At 42.4% G+C, this 19668-nt stretch carries 18 protein-coding genes; all 18 read right to left on the bottom strand.

Annotated features, from left to right (window positions below):
* Positions 1-225: 225 nt before the first annotated feature.
* The 18 genes from N0M92_RS06865 to N0M92_RS06950 all read right to left on the bottom strand — a co-directional run bounded on the left by N0M92_RS06865 (position 226) and on the right by N0M92_RS06950 (position 19319).
* A complete protein-coding gene (locus N0M92_RS06865; RefSeq protein WP_260285036.1) occupies positions 226-834 on the bottom strand; it encodes a nucleotidyltransferase family protein in 609 nt (202 codons plus the stop codon).
* Entirely contained in the window at positions 827-1876 is a 1050-nt protein-coding gene (locus N0M92_RS06870) for an XdhC family protein (protein ID WP_260285037.1), read from the bottom strand. Before N0M92_RS06870 ends, N0M92_RS06865 begins: the two co-directional genes overlap by 8 nt.
* Positions 1877-1995: 119 nt before the next feature.
* Positions 1996-3270, bottom strand: coding sequence for an MFS transporter (locus N0M92_RS06875; RefSeq protein ID WP_260285038.1), 1275 nt, complete (start codon positions 3268-3270; stop codon positions 1996-1998).
* 144 nt (positions 3271-3414) lie between these two features.
* A complete protein-coding gene (locus N0M92_RS06880) occupies positions 3415-5793 on the bottom strand; it encodes a xanthine dehydrogenase family protein molybdopterin-binding subunit (protein ID WP_260285040.1) in 2379 nt (792 codons plus the stop codon).
* A 13-nt stretch (positions 5794-5806) separates the two neighbouring features.
* Positions 5807-6283, bottom strand: coding sequence for a (2Fe-2S)-binding protein (locus tag N0M92_RS06885; protein ID WP_260285075.1), 477 nt, complete (start codon positions 6281-6283; stop codon positions 5807-5809).
* Positions 6283-7185: an FAD binding domain-containing protein gene (locus N0M92_RS06890; protein ID WP_311202523.1), complete on the bottom strand. Its 903-nt coding sequence runs from the start codon at positions 7183-7185 to the stop codon at positions 6283-6285. The genes N0M92_RS06885 and N0M92_RS06890 overlap by 1 nt, the downstream gene beginning before the upstream one ends.
* 30 nt (positions 7186-7215) lie before the next feature.
* Positions 7216-7665 (bottom strand): CoxG family protein, encoded by a 450-nt coding sequence (locus tag N0M92_RS06895; RefSeq protein ID WP_260285041.1) that lies wholly within the window; start codon positions 7663-7665, stop codon positions 7216-7218.
* A gap of 393 nt (positions 7666-8058) precedes the next feature.
* Positions 8059-9018, bottom strand: a complete 960-nt coding sequence (locus N0M92_RS06900; protein ID WP_260285042.1) for a VOC family protein — start codon at positions 9016-9018, stop codon at positions 8059-8061.
* A gap of 40 nt (positions 9019-9058) precedes the next feature.
* On the bottom strand, positions 9059-9847 hold the full coding sequence (locus N0M92_RS06905; protein WP_228467396.1) for an SDR family NAD(P)-dependent oxidoreductase: 789 nt from the start codon (positions 9845-9847) through the stop codon (positions 9059-9061).
* 42 nt (positions 9848-9889) lie between these two features.
* Positions 9890-10399, bottom strand: a complete 510-nt coding sequence (locus N0M92_RS06910; RefSeq protein ID WP_076371322.1) for an aromatic-ring-hydroxylating dioxygenase subunit beta — start codon at positions 10397-10399, stop codon at positions 9890-9892.
* A gap of 21 nt (positions 10400-10420) precedes the next feature.
* The gene (locus tag N0M92_RS06915) at positions 10421-11722 is read right to left on the bottom strand and encodes an aromatic ring-hydroxylating oxygenase subunit alpha (RefSeq protein WP_260285043.1); all 1302 of its coding nucleotides are present in this window, start codon (positions 11720-11722) and stop codon (positions 10421-10423) included.
* Positions 11723-11760: 38 nt separating this feature from the next.
* A complete protein-coding gene (nadX, locus tag N0M92_RS06920; RefSeq protein ID WP_260285044.1) occupies positions 11761-12546 on the bottom strand; it encodes an aspartate dehydrogenase in 786 nt (261 codons plus the stop codon).
* A 16-nt stretch (positions 12547-12562) separates the two neighbouring features.
* A complete protein-coding gene (locus N0M92_RS06925) occupies positions 12563-14008 on the bottom strand; it encodes an aldehyde dehydrogenase family protein (protein WP_260285045.1) in 1446 nt (481 codons plus the stop codon).
* Positions 14009-14020: 12 nt separating this feature from the next.
* A complete protein-coding gene (locus N0M92_RS06930) occupies positions 14021-15709 on the bottom strand; it encodes a thiamine pyrophosphate-binding protein (RefSeq protein ID WP_260285046.1) in 1689 nt (562 codons plus the stop codon).
* 30 nt (positions 15710-15739) lie between these two features.
* The gene (locus tag N0M92_RS06935; protein WP_260285047.1) at positions 15740-16531 is read right to left on the bottom strand and encodes an SDR family oxidoreductase; all 792 of its coding nucleotides are present in this window, start codon (positions 16529-16531) and stop codon (positions 15740-15742) included.
* Between the two features lie 85 nt (positions 16532-16616).
* Positions 16617-17555 carry a VOC family protein gene (locus tag N0M92_RS06940; RefSeq protein WP_260285048.1) on the bottom strand — a complete coding sequence of 313 codons (939 nt, stop codon included), beginning with the start codon at positions 17553-17555 and terminating at the stop codon, positions 16617-16619.
* A gap of 123 nt (positions 17556-17678) precedes the next feature.
* Positions 17679-18212 (bottom strand): cupin domain-containing protein, encoded by a 534-nt coding sequence (locus tag N0M92_RS06945; RefSeq protein ID WP_192204609.1) that lies wholly within the window; start codon positions 18210-18212, stop codon positions 17679-17681.
* A gap of 291 nt (positions 18213-18503) precedes the next feature.
* Positions 18504-19319: an IclR family transcriptional regulator gene (locus N0M92_RS06950; RefSeq protein WP_260285049.1), complete on the bottom strand. Its 816-nt coding sequence runs from the start codon at positions 19317-19319 to the stop codon at positions 18504-18506.
* Between the last annotated feature and the right edge of the window lie 349 nt (positions 19320-19668).

Consider the following 19668-nt stretch of genomic DNA (forward strand, 5'->3'; position numbering starts at 1 on the left):
AAATTAACATTAAAGGGTGCCTAATTGCGAGTATTCAGTCCGCAATTGTAGGAACCCTTTTAATATATAACTCTTCAAGGCAACATTGCGAACGATTCTGGGATTATATCGGCCTTCCCTCACTTTTTCCGGCTGTTCCGCTGCTTTTTCCAACCTTCCAATGATGCATTCGTCCGAACTTGGTATTCCATTCAGGATCATTTATTTCATATCAACTGTTTTGCATTATGAATCCAAATGCAATTTCACTTTTTGGAAGTCTTCAGGCGTGTCAATGTCAAATCCCCACATCGAATTGTCAAAAGAAACGGTCTCTGTCACCGCCTCATATTTTTTGATGATGCTTTTACCGCCTTGATCACCATTTATTGAATGGAATTCACTGAGTAATACTTCATCCACTAGTATCGGATGTCCTACTTCCCCTTTATATTTTGGTCGAACGATCCGCACTCCTTCATCTTTACACTCAATATATTTATCTATTAAAGATTGTATGATGACACGGGAAATAAGGGGCTGATCCGCAAGGAAGATCATGACTGCATCCACATGTTCTTTTATGGATTGAACTCCAAGTTTTAGAGAAGTGGACATTCCATCAGCATAATTCGGATTATGAATAATCTTCATTTCTGGATAGTCTTCACTATATTGACGGATTTCTTCTATATATTTACCGGCAACCAAATAAATGGGCTGCACGGGGCTGCCAAGGATAGAATCAATGGCATGACGAAATAGAGGTTGGCCCCGCAAAGGAAGTAAAAGTTTAGGTTCACCCATTCGAATCGACATGCCTGCCGCAAGTATGATTGCGCCTACTTTAAGCATGAATCTTCACTTTGCCATGCAAGGGTGCAGGAAATCTTCCATTTCTAACAGACATCAATTCCGACACAATACTTAGTGCAACTTCTTCCATCGTTTCAGCACCGATATCCAAACCAATTGGTGAGTGGATTGGACCGCTGTTGAAGTCTGCTCCAATTGTATTAAGCATTTCCGTTGTACGGGATATTGGGCCAAGCACCCCAATATATCGTGGGGCACTTTTCAAAGCCACTTGTAGGGTTTTCTCATCTATTGACTGGATATGATTCATGACTACCCACCATGATCCAGTAAATTCAGAAGGGTCTATTTCATCTGGGCATTTTTGCAAATTCGAAGCCAATGGAAACAACCGCTCATTATTGAAACTCTTGCGTGAATCCAATACCGTTACGGAAAAGCCTGCTTTTGCTGCCAATTCGACAACTGGAACAGCATCCATGCCAGCCCCGGCAATAATCAATTGTTCACTGGGCTTAATAGCATCAATTAGATATCGTTTTCCCTCCAGATTCACCAATTCTGCCCGAGTTTGTGTATCCATTACCATCCTTGCTTTTTCAACGACTTCAGATGGCACACTTCCATGATTTCCAATGAGGTTACCATATTTATCGACGATTAAACCATTACCGGAGGATACATCCAATATCATGGTGAAACTCTGACCTTTTTGGACAATTTGATATGTCATCATCCAGAATTCGTCATCTGGGTCAATAGGGAGGATAAATATATCCAATTTACCTTTGCAACCTATTCCCAACCCCCAAATTTCATTCTCGCTCAAGTCATATTGGTGTATAACGCAAGTGTTGGATTCCATGGCTTTTTCCGCCCAGCCATATAAATCGCTTTCCAAACATCCGCCACTTATCGTACCAAACATACGGCCGTCCGATGCCATCATCATTTTTGCACCTGGAAGTCTATATGCTGAACCCTTGACACCTATCTGCATGACCATTGCTGCTTTTTCGTGCCGCTCCCATGCGGAACTTATATTTTCCAGCACGTCTTTTAATTCTTGTAACCTTGACATCCTTAACCCCTCCTCTAAATCTGGTATTCACATATTGGGAAGCAGAAAAAGGGAGACAAATCGAAAATGCCGTATTTGTCTCTCTTCCCCATTCATTTTCAATGATTTAAATCAGAGCACTAATATCCTTTTCTGACTAAGAAAACACTTAAAAAAAGGGAGAGGGCAACAAAACATAAAAGGGCAATAAACCCGCCATTATATGAACCGCTCATTTGACTGAATAAACCGACAACCATGGGTCCAAGAGCTGCAATTAAATAAGATACACAGCCGAAAACCCCACTGATGCTCCCCATTACCTCGGGTGATGCGACACGGTGAAGCATGGTCATGGTCAGCGCAGCTGGCATAAACAAAAGACCAATCAATAAAATGCTCAAGACGGCAGCAACTGTGCTGTTAGCAGTGAAAAGGGAGAAAAGCATGAAAATGATGATAAGCCCACATGCCCCGCCTACAAAAATCGCCCTCTTCATGAATCGATCGGATAGAAACCCAGCCACCACTTGTACAACAATGGCTAATGCGAATCCACCGGCATTTATAACAGCGGAATTTACAAAAGCAATCCCTTTTTCTTCTGTCAAATAACTTGGTAAAAAGGTCGAAATCCCATAGTAGGCAATGGAAATGCAAGAATAAACAATCGTTAAGATCCAGAACATCGGACTCGCAAGAACCGCTTTAACATTATCTTTACTTGCTGTTGGAGTTCCCCCCACTTTTTGATTACTTTGAATATAGTTTAATTCCATTGAATTAACCGCATAATGCTTAGCCGGATTATCTCTTGTCATGATCAAGAATAAAATCAAACAAACGACAGATAATGACGCAAGTATGAAGTAGCTTTCCCGCCAGCCATATGTGGAGGCTATGATTGCTATTAGCGGAAGCCCAAGAACCGGTCCTATCGCATTTCCGTTATACCAAGTTGTCTGTGCCTTTGCTTGTTCATTCTGCGGGAACCAGCTTGAGGTCAATTTCAATGCCATTGGATACAGGACTCCTTCACCGATTCCCAATATGGCCCTGGACCATAAAATCGCACTGATGGAATCGGCCATTCCACCTAAAACCATCGCAAATGCCCACAGAGCTATCCCGATGAAACCGCTGCGCAGTGCACCTATCTTATCAACGATAAAGCCCCAAGCCAATTGACCAAAAGCATAAGTCACTAAAAATATGCTGCTAAGTGTTCCTTTCACTAAATTACCGTCAATACCCAAATCAGTTAGAAAAGGCTTGTTGGCAAGCAAAATATTAATATTTGCCTTATCCATCATGGAAACAGTGAAAAGAACAAGCAAAGGAAAAGCCGTGAAGAACCAACGGGTATTCGTCATTTTGCCCGATGGATCATGCAGTTGTGGATTTAAATTATTCAAAAAAATCAGCCCCTATTATCATGAAAATTTTCGTAACTAGTGTAATCCCCTATTTACACCTTCCATTTTCATGCTTGTCTGTCTTTCTGTCATGGTATAGGGTGTAATCCATCAACAATGAATCTGAACTGCTAAACGAATTTTTTAACCTATTTCGATTTTGAACTTTTTACTTTCCGCTTCCTTAATCCAATTACGGAGTTTGCTTGGGCTAATGGGCAATTGATTGATCGTGATTTCTAATGGATCAAGCGCATCAACAACCGCATTCGCAATGGCTGCAGGCGGGGAAATGGCTCCACCTTCACCTACTCCCTTGATGCCAAGTGGATTCCTGGTAGAGAGGAATTCTTGATGGGACTTTTCTACAGTCGGGATTTCCATGGATGTCGGCAATAAATAATCCATATAAGATCCGGTCAAAAGTTGGCCTTTCTCATCGTAAACGACTTCTTCATATAGAGCTGCACCAATTCCCTGGGCTATGCCACCCTGCACTTGACCATCCACGATCATTGGATTGATGACCTTTCCTGCGTCATGAACAAGACTATATCCTTTCAACTCGACTAAACCTGTTTCCTTATCCACTTCCACCATGGCTATGTGTACGGAAGATGAAAAAGTAACAGTAGGCGGAACGAAATAATGTGTGACTTGCAGGCCTGGCTCCATTCCAACAGGCACCTTGCATCCGTTTCCTGGACGAGCCGCTTTAGTAATTTCCTTATAGGTCACACATTTTTCAGGATTGGTCTTAACAAAGACTTTGCCATTTTCCATTTGTAAATCCGAGGATTCAACTTCAAGCATGGCAGCTGCGACGGCCAATACTTTTCCCCTTAATTTCGCTGAAGCAATTTGAATGGCCGATCCAGCATTCACTGCACTCCGGCTTGCATATGTTCCGGCCCCAAAGGCCAAGTTCGTTGTATCGCCGACCCTTATTGTAATATCATTTGGACTAAGCATTAATTCATCCGCACAGATTTGGGAGAATACCGTTTCGTGACCCTGCCCCTGCGGAGATGATCCAAGGTATGCCACGACCTGACCGCTACCATCAATCGTGACATAGGCACTTTCGAAAGGACCAGCACCGGTTCCTTCTACATAAGTGGAAATGCCGACACCGACTAGCTTTCCTTGCTTCTTCAACTCTTTTTGCTGCTCTCTGAATCCTTCGTAATCAACCATTTTCAACCCTTGATCCAATGCAGCGGGATAGTCCCCGCTATCATAAATCAGCTTCGCACCATCTTTAACCAATATCCCTTGGTCATAAGGCATATCCTCCGCTTGAATCATGTTCTTTCGCATTACTTCCACTGGATCTTTTTTCAATCTTCTAGCGACCATATCGATAATTCGATCCATTACGAAAACCACCTCTGGTCTTCCTGCCCCCCGGAATGGAACATTTGGTGTTTTATTCGTTAAGACAATCTGGCAAGTAACATCATAATTTGGAATCTTATATGCTCCCCTTAAATGGTAGGCACTATTGTAGGCACATGTTAATCCAAAATAATTTACAGCACCACTATCTATAATGAAGTGATCTTTAATTCCCAAAATAGTGCCATCCAAATTATAAGCAACCTCAACATCATGGATTTGATCCCGTGAATGGCGGGCACTTGTCATATGTTCTAGACGGTCTTCAACCCACTTGACAGGTCTCTTCAATAACTTCGAAAGATATGGAACTAGGATTTCTTCTGGGTGAACACCACCTTTTGGGCCAAAACCACCCCCTACGTCAGGTGCGGTCACCCTGATTTGCTGTTCAACCAAATCCAATGATCTAGCAATATATGTTCTAACTTCAAAAGGAAGTTGAGTGGAAGAATAAACATGAAATTGGTCTGTACGGTTTTCATAGGTGGAAACGACCCCCCTCGTTTCAAGCGGGTTGGAAGAAACTCTAGGCGTTCGGATTCTTGCCTTAAGAATATGATCTGCATCTTTAAGCGACTGTTGAACATTTCCAGTCGTAAGATGGAAGTCTGACTGGACGTTATTCTGTAAATGCTCTTGAATCAATGGTGCGCCTTTTTCCAATGACTTGAATGGATCGACAACCACTGGTAACGTTTCATATTCCACTTTTATTAAATCTGCTGCATCTTCGGCCACATACCTGTTATCTGCAACGACGACTGCAATGGGTTGCCCTACATACATCACCTTATTCTTTGCCAGGACATCTTCATAACAAAAATGGATAGTGGGATTGATCGCTTCCTCTAGATTTGGCGGCAAAGCACAATGTGATTCAAATTGGACAAGAGGCTTTATGATTCCATCAATATCCATTCCGGTGAGAATGGCATGCACCCCCTCCAATGCCTGAGCTTCGGAGATATCAATCCCTTTTATTGTGGCATGTGCATGTGTGCTGCGGACAAAGACCGCTTCAACCATATTGGCCATTCGGATATCTCCCACGAATTGCCCTGTACCAGTAACCAAACGATAATCTTCCCTCCGCTTAACACTTTGACCAACGTATTTTGTCATGCCTATTCCCCCCTTAATTGGACACAGTTTGGGCAGCCTGCTTCACAGCTTTAATAATGTTGGAGTAACCGGTGCATCGACATAAATTTCCTGAAATGCATGTTCTTATTTCTTCTTCACCCGGATTTGAATTTTCTTCCAGGAACCTTGAAACCGTCATCAAAAATCCAGGTGTACAAAATCCGCATTGCAGGGCATGATTATCCGAAAATGCTTGCTGAAGGTGATTAAGCTTCCCATTATCCTGGATAAGTGACTCCACCGTCTTGACTTCACATCCATCCGCTTGGACTGCAAGCATTAAACATGAGCGGACGGGATCACCGTTAACATGGATTGTACAAGCTCCGCAAACTCCATGTTCACAGCCAATATGTGTTCCAGTAAGGTACAGGCTCTCCCTGATAAAATCCGATAATAGCAATCTAGAGTCTACTTCCCTCGATATATCTTGTCCGTTTACTTTTAGATTTATCTTAACTCCATCCATCACATCACCCTGCCCCCTTGTGCACGAATGGTCGCTTGTTTTAAGGCCCGGATGACCATCGTACCAGATAGTTCCCTTCTATATTCAGCAGTACCATGGAGATCGGATTCAGGTTCGATCATCTCCATTGTTAAAACACTCGCATCCTTATATATTTCCTCAGTCGGTTCCTTTCCAACCAAAAGCCTTTCTACATCCCCTAAAGCTGTAGGAACAGAATTCACGCCACCTATGGCTAATTTAACCTCAGAAAAACTTCCATCTTCACTTAGATCAACTACTGCAGCCACCTCGACCAAACCAAAATCCCCATGCCTTCTGGCCACTTCAACAAATGCCGATCCACTAGTCGGCCTTAATATCGGGAACCGAATCTCTTTAACCAATTGATCCGGCTGTAAGGATGTAAGCATATAGGTTAGGAAGAAATCTTCAGGGCTTACTTTTTCTTCGCCGTTTACATCGGCAATGACTACTTCTCCTCTTAAAGCGGTTAAAACGCATGGTAGCTCCGCAGATGGATCACCATGGGCGATACTGCCACCAACAGTTCCCCGATTGCGTATTTGTTCATGGCCTACCCACCGTATTGCTTCCGATAACAATGGACACTTCTCCTTAACCAACTCTGATTTTTCAATTTCCCTGTGTTTCGTCAAAGCACCGATGACCAGTGATTCACCTTCTTCTTGAATATAGCTCAACCCCTCAGCCCTGCCTATATCAATAAGGTATTTTGGCGTTGAAAGTCTCATATTCAATAATGGGATCAAACTTTGTCCGCCGGATAAAATCTTCGCATCTTCCCCGTATTCTGATAAATAGTGTACAGCTTCTTCCAAACTCGAAGGCCGAAGGTAATTAAACTTAGCTGGTTTGATAGGAACCCCTCCATTCGTGATACACCGTTTAAATGCTTTGAATGACCGGCATTAAATTCTTTGATGAGTTTTTAACTGTTTCTCCATATCTTTAAAGAATTTACCTGCCATGAATTTTGCAATACCACCAATAACCCTGCTTCCCACACCAGCGATCATTCCACCTATATCTGCGTTGCATTCCCAAATCAATTGACAACCATCACCATCAGGAATGATTTTACAGTCCATTTCAGCAGAAACAAAACCTGGCTTCCCGCTGCCTTCAGCATTTAAAATATACTGATAAGGAACTTCCAAGTCCTTCAATTTCACCTTTCCCGTGTAGTCACCTTTTACAGCTGCAACACCAAGCTTAAGTTCAACATCATATTCGCCAGCTGCAACCAATGAAAGGTTTTGACATCCTGGAATGGCATTCTTCAGCAATTCCGGATTATGCATGGCTTCCCAAATCACTTCTGCGCTATAATCAAAGTTTATTTTTCCGGATATCTCCATTTTTCCAGCCCCCAATTTTTACAAATCTTTTTAACTTTTTGCTCCCTAGAAAAAATAACATTTCCATCTGCATACATGTATACATCTTAATTTAAAAAAATTCAAAGCCAATAACTCCTTTCAATAATATTTATATTCTGAATTGTTTGTCAATTATTTTTTTCCGTTTTGTTGTTAAATTTGTCACTATTATGCCAACCGTACAAGGCCATGGTTGAAGTCCACTTCCTGCCCATTGCCTTGTATATGCTTTTTACGGTTTCACTAGTACAGTAAGTTAATCAGCTGAATAGGAGGGTAAATGGCTAGGATTTCGATTTAATGTCCACTGGAGTTCGTTATTTCTTTACAAGTGCTCTGCTGAAACCTTTTGATTGATCCATCGTTACATGTTTACTCATCAAAACGTTCTAACAATTCAATAATGACTTTATAGGTCGATGTGGTATCCATATAGGCATATCGGCCTTTTCCGTTAAAAAAGTTACCTGTCTGTATGACCGGATAGCCCATTTCTTCTAACATCTTCATTTTATCCTCCATGTCTTTAACGACAAAAGAGATATGGTGAACACCCTCACCATATGTTTCAAGATGATCTTTCCACGTACTAGGTGATTCGCCCGGCTCGATCAATTCAATTTGAATTAACGGGGTATCGATGAACATATATTTTGATTTCCCTTCAGTGGGCTTCCCTTTGTATATCACGTTTGTAATATCGGTTGAACAAGAATGAATGATGGGAGGTCTTTCAATACCTAATAACTTACAATACGCCTTTGCAGCCGCATCCAGGTCTTTTACAACTAAGGCTAGCTGTTCCACTTTGTTGGTCCCTAATAGCGGCTGAACGCTTGCATCCTCCGGTCTCTCCCATGCCGTTTTTCTTGGCTCTGCACTTTCAAGCAGTTCAACTAATGTTTTGTGATCATCCAGTGTATCCACATATACATATCGGCCGTCACTTGAAGTGAATTCACCTGTTTGCAAAGCTGGGTAGCCGCTATTCTCCATGATTGCCAGCCTCTTTTGGATAGAGTCTACATCAAACGCTATATGGTGAATCCCCTCACCTACTTCATCCAGGAACTCTCGCATCGTTCCTGGATTTTTATCGGGTTGTATAAGTTCGAATTGTACGGTTGGTGTATTCAGAAAAGCCAGTTTGGATTGTGATCCCGTTGGTACACCTCTAAAAGTGACTTTCGAAACAGAACTGTCACCGGTTAGAAATGGTTCTGCCTTCTTTATGCCCAGCAGTCTTGTGAAAGCTAGATTAGCAGCCTCAATATCTTTTACAACAAATGCGAGTTGATTAATCTTCCTATTGCCCAATAGTGATTCAGCCATACTTATAAACCTTCTTCCCATAGTTTATTTTGAAATGAACTCAACCCAATCCGCGAACTGACAATCCTCCATCACTGGAGATGACTTCGCCGGTAATTGCACGCGCTGCGTCCGATGCTAACAGGACATATGCGGCTACATGATCTTCGGGCATCTGTGCAAGCTGAAGAGGGTTTCTTTTTTTAATGCTATTTGCCTTCGTTTCATTATCCACGATTTTAACGAATGGACGCAGGGGAGGAATGACCGATAATGCTGTCAGAGTGCCGCCAGGCGCTACAGCATTCACCCTGATGTTAGGAGCAAGTTCAAAGGCAAGTTGGCGCATCAATCCAATTTGGGCATGCTTGCTTGCTGTGTACCACACCCCGCCGCCATCCGGATAAAAACTGGCACCGGATACGGTGAAAATAATATTGCCATTCGTTTTTTGCAATTCTTCAAGAGCGGCTTTAGCACCGAAAAAAGATCCTTTAACGTTAATATCGATCAAAAAATCATATGCTTCGGAAAGTGCATCTGGAGTTACATCGGCAAATTTAGCAAATCCATCAAAGACACCTGCATTAGCAACGAAAACGTCCAGCTTTCCAAATTGCTCGACTGTGGCCTGTACAGCCCTCTCATTGTCTTCATATTTGCTTACATCGCCTTGGTTAATGAGAATCTCTTCACCAAATTCCTCTTTCATTTTCTTTAGCGTTTCTATCGAGCGGCCGATGATGCTGACTTTTGCCCCTTCTTGTATAAAACGTCTAGTGACAGCCTCTCCGATACCTGAATTGCCCCCGGTAATCAACACTACTTTATCCTTTAACGCCATTGCCATTGAAACCAGCCTCCTTGTTATCTCTTTTTACCCAAGTCAATATTATACGAAGATAGCAAGATTTCTGGTATTTATCGTTGATTGATCAACAATGAATATCCGTTTGGAAAGTTTCCATTTACCTTCTTCGAAAATGAATTCATCATTTCGTTCCCCCGAAATCAAATCATGTTGAATATCCGTGCTGCGGCTTCGATAGATAAGCAAATAGCTCTTTACAACTGCCTTTTCACCTTCAACATAGTCTTTAACGCGTACATTAGAGACAAAACGCCGTGTTCTTGACGGCGGTATTTCCGCCCAAGCATAATCCGTTTTCAAACGATCCACGCGCAGTTTAAGCAGCTCAATATCATCATTAAATGTAAACATTTCCGTTGAATAATCCGGGCGTTCCACACCTTCTTTATTTACACGTACAGGCATTTGATAACGCAAGCTCGAGTGCATTAAATCGAACCAGTCATCAAATTCAATATCATCCAATAGTTGAGCTTCATCATACAGCCACTGTTCAAATTCACATTTGAGCAACATTTTCTCCACATTCATTTCCGTTCCCCCTCCCGCTTATCATTTCGTCATTAACTCAAGCCAGTATTTGTAAAAATTCCTTTGGCTCGCTTCAGTGAATTTATCATCGTAAGCAACACCCGGTCCTATAAAATCAACTGGTTCACGATGAAGGCCCATTGTATAATTGTAGGTTAAATTCTTTAGGAAAGGCATTGGGCCTTGGGCTGCTTCAGTAATATCCGTAAACACTTCCGTATCATCCTGTTCGAAAATACCGGATGGGCTAAAGGTCAATATAAATGAATCTCTTGATCTATCTTTCCAATCTTGGGAGGCGTTCTTTTCCACGAGCATCCAAGCGATCACTTCCATTTTATTGTGACCGATTGGCCGCCACATTCTAATTGAAGTGTTGGAGATGAATTGGTCCTTGATTTTTGTATGGGATATTAAAAATGATAAATTGGGGAAAACGTTCCCAATCATATTCTTTAAGTTTGATAACACTCCATATTGTTCTTCAGACAAATTAGTTTTAAATTCTTCTTTCAATTCTTCCGGGAAAGCGAATTCAGGGTTAGGTGTCCCTAAGTTCAGTCCATGCCCGTTATCTGTATGGATTTGAAAACCGCGCTTTGAATAGGTAGCATTTGGAACCATGCCCAGTTTGGCAATGGAACCGTGTGTGACCATCGTGTGATAGGAATCACCAACAAAGTTATCGGAACCAACTTTCCAGTTGGAATTGACAACGAATCTTTGCGGAACCCCGATTACTTCCATTTCTGCACGACCTACGAGTATATCCAAATACCATTTAATGTCTCCAAGAAACTCTTCAAGCGGCTCTGCATCTTCATTCCAAGTTCCAAATAAAAGACCTTTATAGGATTCAAGCTTCACTTTGTGAAGGCCCATTTCCGACCGGTCAAGGTTTCCCCCGTATATGTCCTTTTGTAATGGCACCCCTACGAGCTCACCAGTGTTTTTGAAATTAAACCCATGGTAGGGACACGTAAATAATGACTTGTTTCCTTTATCTGCACGGCATAGTTTCATTCCGCGATGTGTGCACATATTATAAAACGCCCTGATTTCCCCTTCACCATCACGAGTGATGATGAGCGAGTAGCCAGCCAGTTCACGGGTCATGAAGTCTCCTTTGTTGGGTACTTCAGAATCATGACCGATAAAAACCCATGTTTTCAGAAACACTTTTTCATGTTCTATATCATAAACCTTTGGGTCTCCAAGGAGGTATGCAGGTATAGCGCCTTCCTCTGGTTTAACCGTTTCATTCAGATAGTCAATAACTTGCTGTTTCGACATTTCTTCTAAGGATTTATCAGTTTTAAGCATACTTTTTCTCTCCCTTCCAAGCTTTACACCATAAGTCTTTACCCGATTTGAACGCTCTTTTCCTTATTTTGCAGAGTAGCCAAAACACTTAATGCCGCTAGATAACTCGTTTTCGGATTATTTGGCATCGGATCATTTTCCACTTCCAATTTCAGTTTCCCGAACGAACCTGACGCTTCTATCAGGTGATTGTTTTTTAACACATTCGGATCGGCAATGATTTTCACTTTCGTCTTTTCAGATCCAAGACCAGCCATGGACAGCACAATCGCAACATTAATGTTTCTCGGAAACTGTTTGATCGCTTCTGCAGCAGACCCTTCAAATAATACCGTTTCTTCTGTCACTGTAGAACCTGCAGGCAATGCGTTTGGCGGTTTTCTTGTGGTGATGCAAACAGATTCAAGGCCATTCACCGCCTTTGCCGACTTAAGTACATCGAGACCTCCAATCGCACCAGACGGAAGGAGAATATTCACGTTATTCATTTTGCAAATCTGATTTGATTGTTCTTCAAAGGCACGATTCGCCATCACGCCAATGCTGCTCAGCAAGAGATCCTTCCCGCTTTTAAGCACTTTCAATGCATACTCTTCAGCTGCTTCGATCGTTGCAGCCTCTATGACTAATTCTACATCGGATTGAAGGAGTTCATCGACATCACTATATGGCTGAGTCCTGAATTCTTCAGCTAGTTGTGCCGCGATTTCTTCACGGCGGGCATAAATCGCAACGATTTTCCCACCTGGAAGAAGCCCGTCCTTATTAATGGCCTGAAGCAGAAATTTACCGATATTACCGCACCCGATTAAACCTAATTTCATGTAGTTTCATCCTTCCTCAATCAGCAAACCCGTATGAGTCCGCAAAAAATTCCAGCCCGCAATGTCTTGTTTCCCGGGAAACACCACTTTCTTTTAATCCTGGGAAATCCAGAGCCAAGTCGCTGAATACGGTATGATTATTATGGAAAACAGCACCAGCTTCAAGGCGATCTGCCATTTCGACAGCGATATCTTCATTCTCGGTCCAAACAGAAGCACGCAAGGCAAACTCACTATCATTCGCTAATTTTACAGCTTCATCAATACCATTGAAAGGTAAAATTGGAATGATGGGTCCAAATTGCTCCACTCGAACTAATTCGCTCTGCTGATCGACGCCTGTAATAATGGAAGGACACATATAATAACCTTTATCCCAAGTTTCCGGATTCAGCTGGATGCCAGTCGTGATTATATTTCCTCCTGATTTAGCGGTACGTTCGATCAAGCCATTCACAAAGTCATATTGTGCTTTATTATTCAATGGACCCATTGTCACGTCAGGCTGAATGCCATCACCAATTACCATCCGGCTAAACTCTTTGGTCAGCTTTTCCACAACCTCATCATAACGTGATTCATGGACGTACACTCTTTTTACTGCAGAACAGACTTGACCCGCTGCTCGTAATATCCCCATCCTCAAACGTTTGATGGCTGCTTCATCCATATTGGCATCTTCCAAAATGATGGCAGGATCATTTCCGCCCAGTTCCATATATACCTTTTGCAGATTTCCAGCTGATTTCTGCATGATATCTTTTCCGGTTTCCGTACTTCCGACAAACGCCAAAGTCCGTACGCGTGAATCGGAACATAGTTTGTCGCCGATCGCTTTTCCTGATCCCGAGATTATATTGATGACCCCTGGAGGAAAATGTTCAGCAACTACTTTTAAACAGGTCATTATCGTTAACGGGCAATTCGTTGCAGGTTTTACAACAACGGCATTGCCTGCCAAAACAGCAGGTATGACCCGTTTAAAGGTTAATATCATTGGAGAGTTCCACGGTGTGATAATTGCCGTGACACCTCTTGCCCTTCTTCGGATCTGGACTTTTTGTTTTCCAGGGAGCGCTTCAGGCTTCCACCAATCAAGTAACTCTGCTGCACAGCCCTTCATGACTTCAACACAGCGCAGTAAATCCTTTTTAGCTTCAACAAGTGTTTTGCCATTTTCACGTACAAACACTGTAACATTTTCCTCAATAACTTTTGAGAGTTCTTCTGCCGCAGTGTTCATCCGATTGGCCCGTTCCCCGATATCAGAGCGAGACCACGTTTCAAAAGCATTTTCTGCCGCTTCAATCGCGTCATTCACGATTTCTTCAGAGCATTTCGCCACCTGGCCAACTACTTCCAATGTATATGCCGGATTTACTACATCGACTTTATCCGCCGATTCTTTCCATTCTCCATTAACTAGGTATTTTCCTGAAACAAATGGGTATGTCGAAATCATTGTCAATCCTCCTTATAGTTTTTTGGGCTTGAACGCTTCCGCAGCTCCTGGAGGTCCGCCAAATGGCTTGGCCATAGGGCCCACAGCTTCCATATCAACAACGATCATTGAGGGTTTACGTCTTTCCTTCGCCTTTTTCAGTTGGGATATGAATTCATCTCCAGAACCAATACGGACAGCATCAAAATGCATGGACTCAGCCAGTTTCACAAAATCAGGACTCAATAAATCCACGGCTACCTGCCGACCATATGCGGCTGATTGAATATTGCGAAGAACCCCATAGCCTGAGTCATCGAACAATACGATGATAACTGGTAAGTTTTCTTCGGCTGCAGTAACCATTTCCCCGACATTCACCATAAATCCACCGTCTCCAGCCATAAGAACAACGGTTTTATCCGGACACCCCATTTGGGCACCGATTGCTGTTGGAAGACCTTGACCAATTCCGCCGCCTGATGCATGAATGGATGTTCTCGGTTCATAGATTTCAAATAAACGGCTGCCCCAAACGTTTGCCTGTACGGTTACATCACGAACTAAAATGGTATCGTCTGGTAATATCTCCCTCATGCCATCTACAAATTGCTCAAAAGGTCCAAGCGTTTCCCTGAGTTGAGCGCGAACTTCATTTCTAAGCGAAAGAACTTCTTTTAAATAAGAAGGCTCCGCATGAACTGATTGTTCTTCGAGTTTTTGAATGATGGCAGCTAACATGCCTTTTGCATCACCAACCAATCCTAACGTGGCTTTATAGTTCCTGTTAATGGCCTGCCAATCCGCATCGATCGCTATATGTTCTTGTGGCACCGGCACTTTCCAGTTGGATGTTTCATTCCCCCTAAACCTTACACCTACGCTAATCAATAAATCTGCATTTCTTAAAAACTCTTTTGTTGTTTCATATGCTGCAAAATGTCCGATGCATTGTTCGTGGTTTTCTGGAATCGACCCTTTTCCTGACTGACTTGTTATAACCGCTGCACCAAGGAGTTCCGCTAATTTTTGCAGCTCTTGCGATGCATTGGCACTAATGACTCCACCACCTGCCCATATTACAGGACGGCGTGCGCCTACGATTTTTTGCACGGCTTTTTCAGGAATAAATGGCAATGCATTTGTTTCAGATGTTGAGGCCCGTAGCCCCTCGAGTGAAAGATCTTCTATGATTGCCGATTGAAAGTCAATCGGGATTTCCAATGTAACCGGACCCGTTGGTGCAGTTAAGGCTTCTTGGATCGCCTTCCTTACCACTGCTGCAGATTGGTCAGGGTTTCTAAGCCTCACTGCATTTTTACAAGCTCCTCTCATCATTGAAAGCTGGTCTTTACACTCATGTATGTATCCTTTGCCTGTACCAAGATAAGAAGAAGCCACCTCACCGGTAAGATGAAGAAGGGGGACACCAGCTGCCCATGCTTCCACTAGTGAACCAGCAGCATTTCCTGCCCCTGTTCCGGTACTTGTAATCACTACACCCAATTTCCCTGTGGCGCGGGCATATCCATCAGCCATATTTACGGCACCGCTCTCACCGCGTGAACAAATGAGTTTGATGCTCCCTTCTCTAAGAATTGCATCATAGATCGGCATATTGTGAATACTGACAATCCCGAAAGCAGCTTCCACTCCTGCATGAACAAGCTCCTTTACGATGGAATCGGCGGTCGTAAACTCTAGTTCTTCTTGTATTTTCATCTCGTTATCCTACCTTTTTTAGTAATATATTTATAGTGCCTTTCCGATCGCTCCTGCCGTCTCAATCGTCGAACCCGCTACATAACTTGCTTTGTCTGAAGCAAGGAAAACGATGACACTTGCAACTTCTTCCGCTTCACCAACGCGGCCAAGAGGGATGTTCCGTTTTTTCGCAAGGTCTCCGTAATACTCATCCGGGTCCATATCAGGCGCATTTTTCAATCTTCTTCGCTCCCATTGATCCGTCCGGATCAATCCAAGACTCACTGAATTAACCAATATATTGTCAAAAGCCAATTCCTGAGACAAGGTTTTGCTTAAATTAAGGAGACCAGCCCTTGCTGCTGCAGTCGCTACCATATGACGTTCAGGTTCTTTAGCAAGCGTTGCATTAATATTAATGATTCGCCCTCCTCCCCTTTTCAATAAATGAGGATGCGATGCACGAACGGCATATATGATGGCAAAGAACTTTAACTGAATCTGTTCTTCCCACTGCTCATCCGTTATGTCAAAAAAGTGACCCATCACGCTTTGACCGGCTGCATTCACCAATATATCGATTCCGCCAAACCTCTCAGCGGTACCATTAATGAAAGAATCCACATCCGATTTTGAGGTAACATCACATGTTGATGCAAAAATATCTGCCTTTTCACCAAATGAAAGCAATTGTGTTTGTGCACTCTCCATACGCTCTGCACTTCTGCCGCATATAGCCACTTTCGCTCCCTCAGCCAGAAACATTTCTGCTGTTTTTAATCCCACGCCCGACGTGCCGCCCATTATGACAGCCACTTTCCCTTGCAATCCTAAATCCACTCTCGTCACTCCTTTTCTAAACCATTTTCCTTAAACGCTTTTCCTAACTACACACAAGAATAATGGGAGGAAATCAATATCTTCCTCATTTTTCCGCCATGATTGAATCATTTATCCGAGAATCAACCCAGCCTGGATCGGGATCTCCTCCCATTGCTTTGCGGGCTTCTGGTTTCGGCGGACCTGCAATCCCCCATTGATCCATTAAATGCGGAACCCGTTTCCATACACGTGCTCTCCACTCCGATTCATCTTCGATCGTTTCCAGATAACATGTATACTCCATAACAAAACCGCCTGGGTCTTGAAAATAACAGAATATATTGTCTCCAGGCCCATGACGTCCAGGTCCCCAAAGTTCTGACAAGCCCGCTTTTCGCACATTGCTTATTCCCCGCATCAGTTCATCCACGGAATCGACCTCGTATGCGATATGATTGACTGACGCATGCTCATCTTGATTGAAGGCAATGGAATGATGTTTCCTGTTGCATCGCAGGAATGACATTTGGTGCTCACTCCAATCAGTAACTTTAAACCCAAGTACATCCGTGTAAAACTCGACGATCATATCCAAGTTCTTCGTGTTCATTACAACGTGGTTCAGTTTCACTGGATCAACATTTTTCTTGCTCCATATAGACGTTTGTACTTCCACCCAAGCCGAAAGCTCTATTACGCGGTTTTCCGGATCAATAAACCGCAGGCCATAACCGGCACCTGCTTCATCCAAATATCCAGGCGGTTCAATAATTCGAACGCCCTTCGACTGTAATATCCCTGCTGCACGATCCACCGCATTTTTATCGACCATCCCAAAAGCTATATGATGCAAACCACGTTTTTCTCCCTTGTGAAGGCTTAAAATATGATGTTCCGGTCCAGCCCCGCGGAAATAAACCGTATTCTCCTCTTCCGGAACATCCACTCTATCCAGTCCCCAAACCTTTTCATAAAACTTTGCTTGATCATCGAAATTCGGAGTTATCATGCTTATATGCCGTAAATGAGTAATCCCAAGCATTTTTTATACCTCCCATAATTTAGATTGGCCCTTAGATAAATTGCATGGGCCATATTTAACAATCTAATCGAAAAGGGCGCCTCATTAATTTTCATAATGCAGGTGCCCTTTTCGGCTAAATAATCAGTCTTTAATAATGGCTTCTCTTTCTTTAGCGCGCTGTTTACGCAGTTCTTCCAGGTCACTGCCTTCAGGATATGTCGGTAAGTTAGGCTTCACTGCCCCTAACATCACGAGCATGCGCGCCTCCACATCCCCGTCATTTCTAATTCCCCGATAAACCCCTGGTGGGCTGCTGATGCAATCTCTCGCACTTAATTTAATTTCATGCACTTCGCTGTAGCTATCCTCTTGAATTAATGCCGTGACTTCACCCTCTAGAATGAAAAACACTTCCTCAACATCGTCGTGAAGGTGCAAAGGACCGATACATCCCGGAGGCAGCACCATTGTACTTAAAGTGAAATGTTCACCTGCAATTACATTCGTATCGTTATTGGCAGTGGCACCACGTCCGATATATCTCATCTGTGCGCGTCGATAAGCGGGATCGATTTCTTCCTGGAACTTCAAGACATCCCAATCAAGCGAACGGTCTTTCAATCGGGCAACATATTTTTTTTCAAAATCCTTCACTGAAAAAGCTTCTTTTGTCATTTTAAAATTCCTCCCTTATTGGTTGTTACTAAAACGAATCATGTTTTACAAGCAAAACAATGTTTTGTCTATGAATTAAGTCTAAAATGAAACCGCTTCAATGTCAATTAATTTTTAGAATATTTAAAACTATTTTTATAATTCGAACGCTTGGCGCTTCGGGATAAACGTATAACGATTTAATCTAATATTCGCTTTTCTTAAACAAAAAAAAGTGTGGATACCCTATTGGGAGATCCACACTTTCGAAAAAGGTTATTAACTTATTAATAGATTGGGCCTCAGGTAAGGTCAGACATCTTCGTGTTGATACGGCTTTACCCCGCTATATCCCATATAAACGGATAACTGCCGAGAAACTTCCAAAAGTTTCGGCAAGGCAATTTTATCGATGAAATCCTCCTGGTAAGCAGACTCAGTTGCCACGACATTCAAGGCAGCTAATACTTTCCCAGTCCGGTCAAAAATCGGAGCGGCAACAGAACGGATGCCAGGGTGGAATTCCCCGCTTGTCATCGAATAACCATTCTGCCGGATTGAATCCAGCTGTTTTTGAAATTCACCCGGCGCGGTGAGTGTTTTGTCTGTATAAGGTGTCAGGTTTGAAATTTTGAACATTTGCATTAACATTTCTTTCGGTTGATATGCCAAAAGTAATTTTCCATTGGCCAATGCATGTGCCGGCAGCCGTAAACCTATGTTCACATTGACAGCGGATACACCTCTGATTGGGGCACTTCCAACATAAACAACTTCCTGCCCATCCAAAATGGATAGATGGCAGGAGGCTCCGATTTCATCACGCAAGCTCTCCATATATGGTTGGACAATTTCCTGGAACTTCAAGCTATTCAAATAGCTGAATCCCAATTCAAGAACCTTTGGGGTTAAACTATAACGTTTGGTATGTTCATCCTGAGACAAATAACCGATATTTTGTAATGTGAATAATAAACGATATGGTACCGTTCTGCTTACTCCCAGTTGTTTTGCAATTTCTGAAAGAGACAAACTCGGCTGTACTTCATTAAAGAGCTTTATGATTTCCAATCCTCTAACCAATGAATTAGCGCTATATTTCTCTTTCTCTTTTTCTTCGCTTGCCATTCGAGAATTCCCCCCGTTGTAAATAAATCTCATTTCCTCCTGAATATAACCCATTCATTAAAGCTTTCTTCATACCTACAAAGAAGAACTTGCAGTATATGTACATTTTTTTCTGGAAGTTCTGGAAGATCATTTGTTTAAAATAGAATAGTGTATATGTGTCAATTAAAGCATATTTACATATATAAAACTATGTGGAAGTCTAGCTTAATTGACGTATCAATAGAAAAGCTCGATACAACCAAATATAACGAATATTACAAATGAAAACAAATAAAGAATTATACATCGATATATTCTGCAAAATCATAATTTTTCCATATTAAGTATTTCATATACAAAACAATAT

The sequence above is a fragment of the Peribacillus aracenensis genome, assembly GCF_025175645.1.
Lineage (GTDB): Bacteria > Bacillota > Bacilli > Bacillales > DSM-1321 > Peribacillus > Peribacillus aracenensis.

Coding starts and splice junctions, on each gene's coding strand:
- N0M92_RS06865 (WP_260285036.1), bottom strand. CDS start 834: ATGCTTAAAGTAGGCGCAATCATACTTGCGGCAGGCATGTCGATTCGA.
- N0M92_RS06870 (WP_260285037.1), bottom strand. CDS start 1,876: ATGTCAAGGTTACAAGAATTAAAAGACGTGCTGGAAAATATAAGTTCC.
- N0M92_RS06880 (WP_260285040.1), bottom strand. CDS start 5,793: ATGACAAAATACGTTGGTCAAAGTGTTAAGCGGAGGGAAGATTATCGT.
- N0M92_RS06885 (WP_260285075.1), bottom strand. CDS start 6,283: ATGGATGGAGTTAAGATAAATCTAAAAGTAAACGGACAAGATATATCG.
- N0M92_RS06895 (WP_260285041.1), bottom strand. CDS start 7,665: ATGGAGATATCCGGAAAAATAAACTTTGATTATAGCGCAGAAGTGATT.
- N0M92_RS06900 (WP_260285042.1), bottom strand. CDS start 9,018: ATGGCTGAATCACTATTGGGCAATAGGAAGATTAATCAACTCGCATTT.
- N0M92_RS06905 (WP_228467396.1), bottom strand. CDS start 9,847: ATGGCAATGGCGTTAAAGGATAAAGTAGTGTTGATTACCGGGGGCAAT.
- N0M92_RS06910 (WP_076371322.1), bottom strand. CDS start 10,399: ATGAATGTGGAGAAAATGTTGCTCAAATGTGAATTTGAACAGTGGCTG.
- N0M92_RS06915 (WP_260285043.1), bottom strand. CDS start 11,722: ATGCTTAAAACTGATAAATCCTTAGAAGAAATGTCGAAACAGCAAGTT.
- nadX (WP_260285044.1), bottom strand. CDS start 12,546: ATGAAATTAGGTTTAATCGGGTGCGGTAATATCGGTAAATTTCTGCTT.
- N0M92_RS06925 (WP_260285045.1), bottom strand. CDS start 14,008: ATGATTTCGACATACCCATTTGTTTCAGGAAAATACCTAGTTAATGGA.
- N0M92_RS06930 (WP_260285046.1), bottom strand. CDS start 15,709: ATGAAAATACAAGAAGAACTAGAGTTTACGACCGCCGATTCCATCGTA.
- N0M92_RS06940 (WP_260285048.1), bottom strand. CDS start 17,555: ATGCTTGGGATTACTCATTTACGGCATATAAGCATGATAACTCCGAAT.
- N0M92_RS06945 (WP_192204609.1), bottom strand. CDS start 18,212: ATGACAAAAGAAGCTTTTTCAGTGAAGGATTTTGAAAAAAAATATGTT.
- N0M92_RS06950 (WP_260285049.1), bottom strand. CDS start 19,319: ATGGCAAGCGAAGAAAAAGAGAAAGAGAAATATAGCGCTAATTCATTG.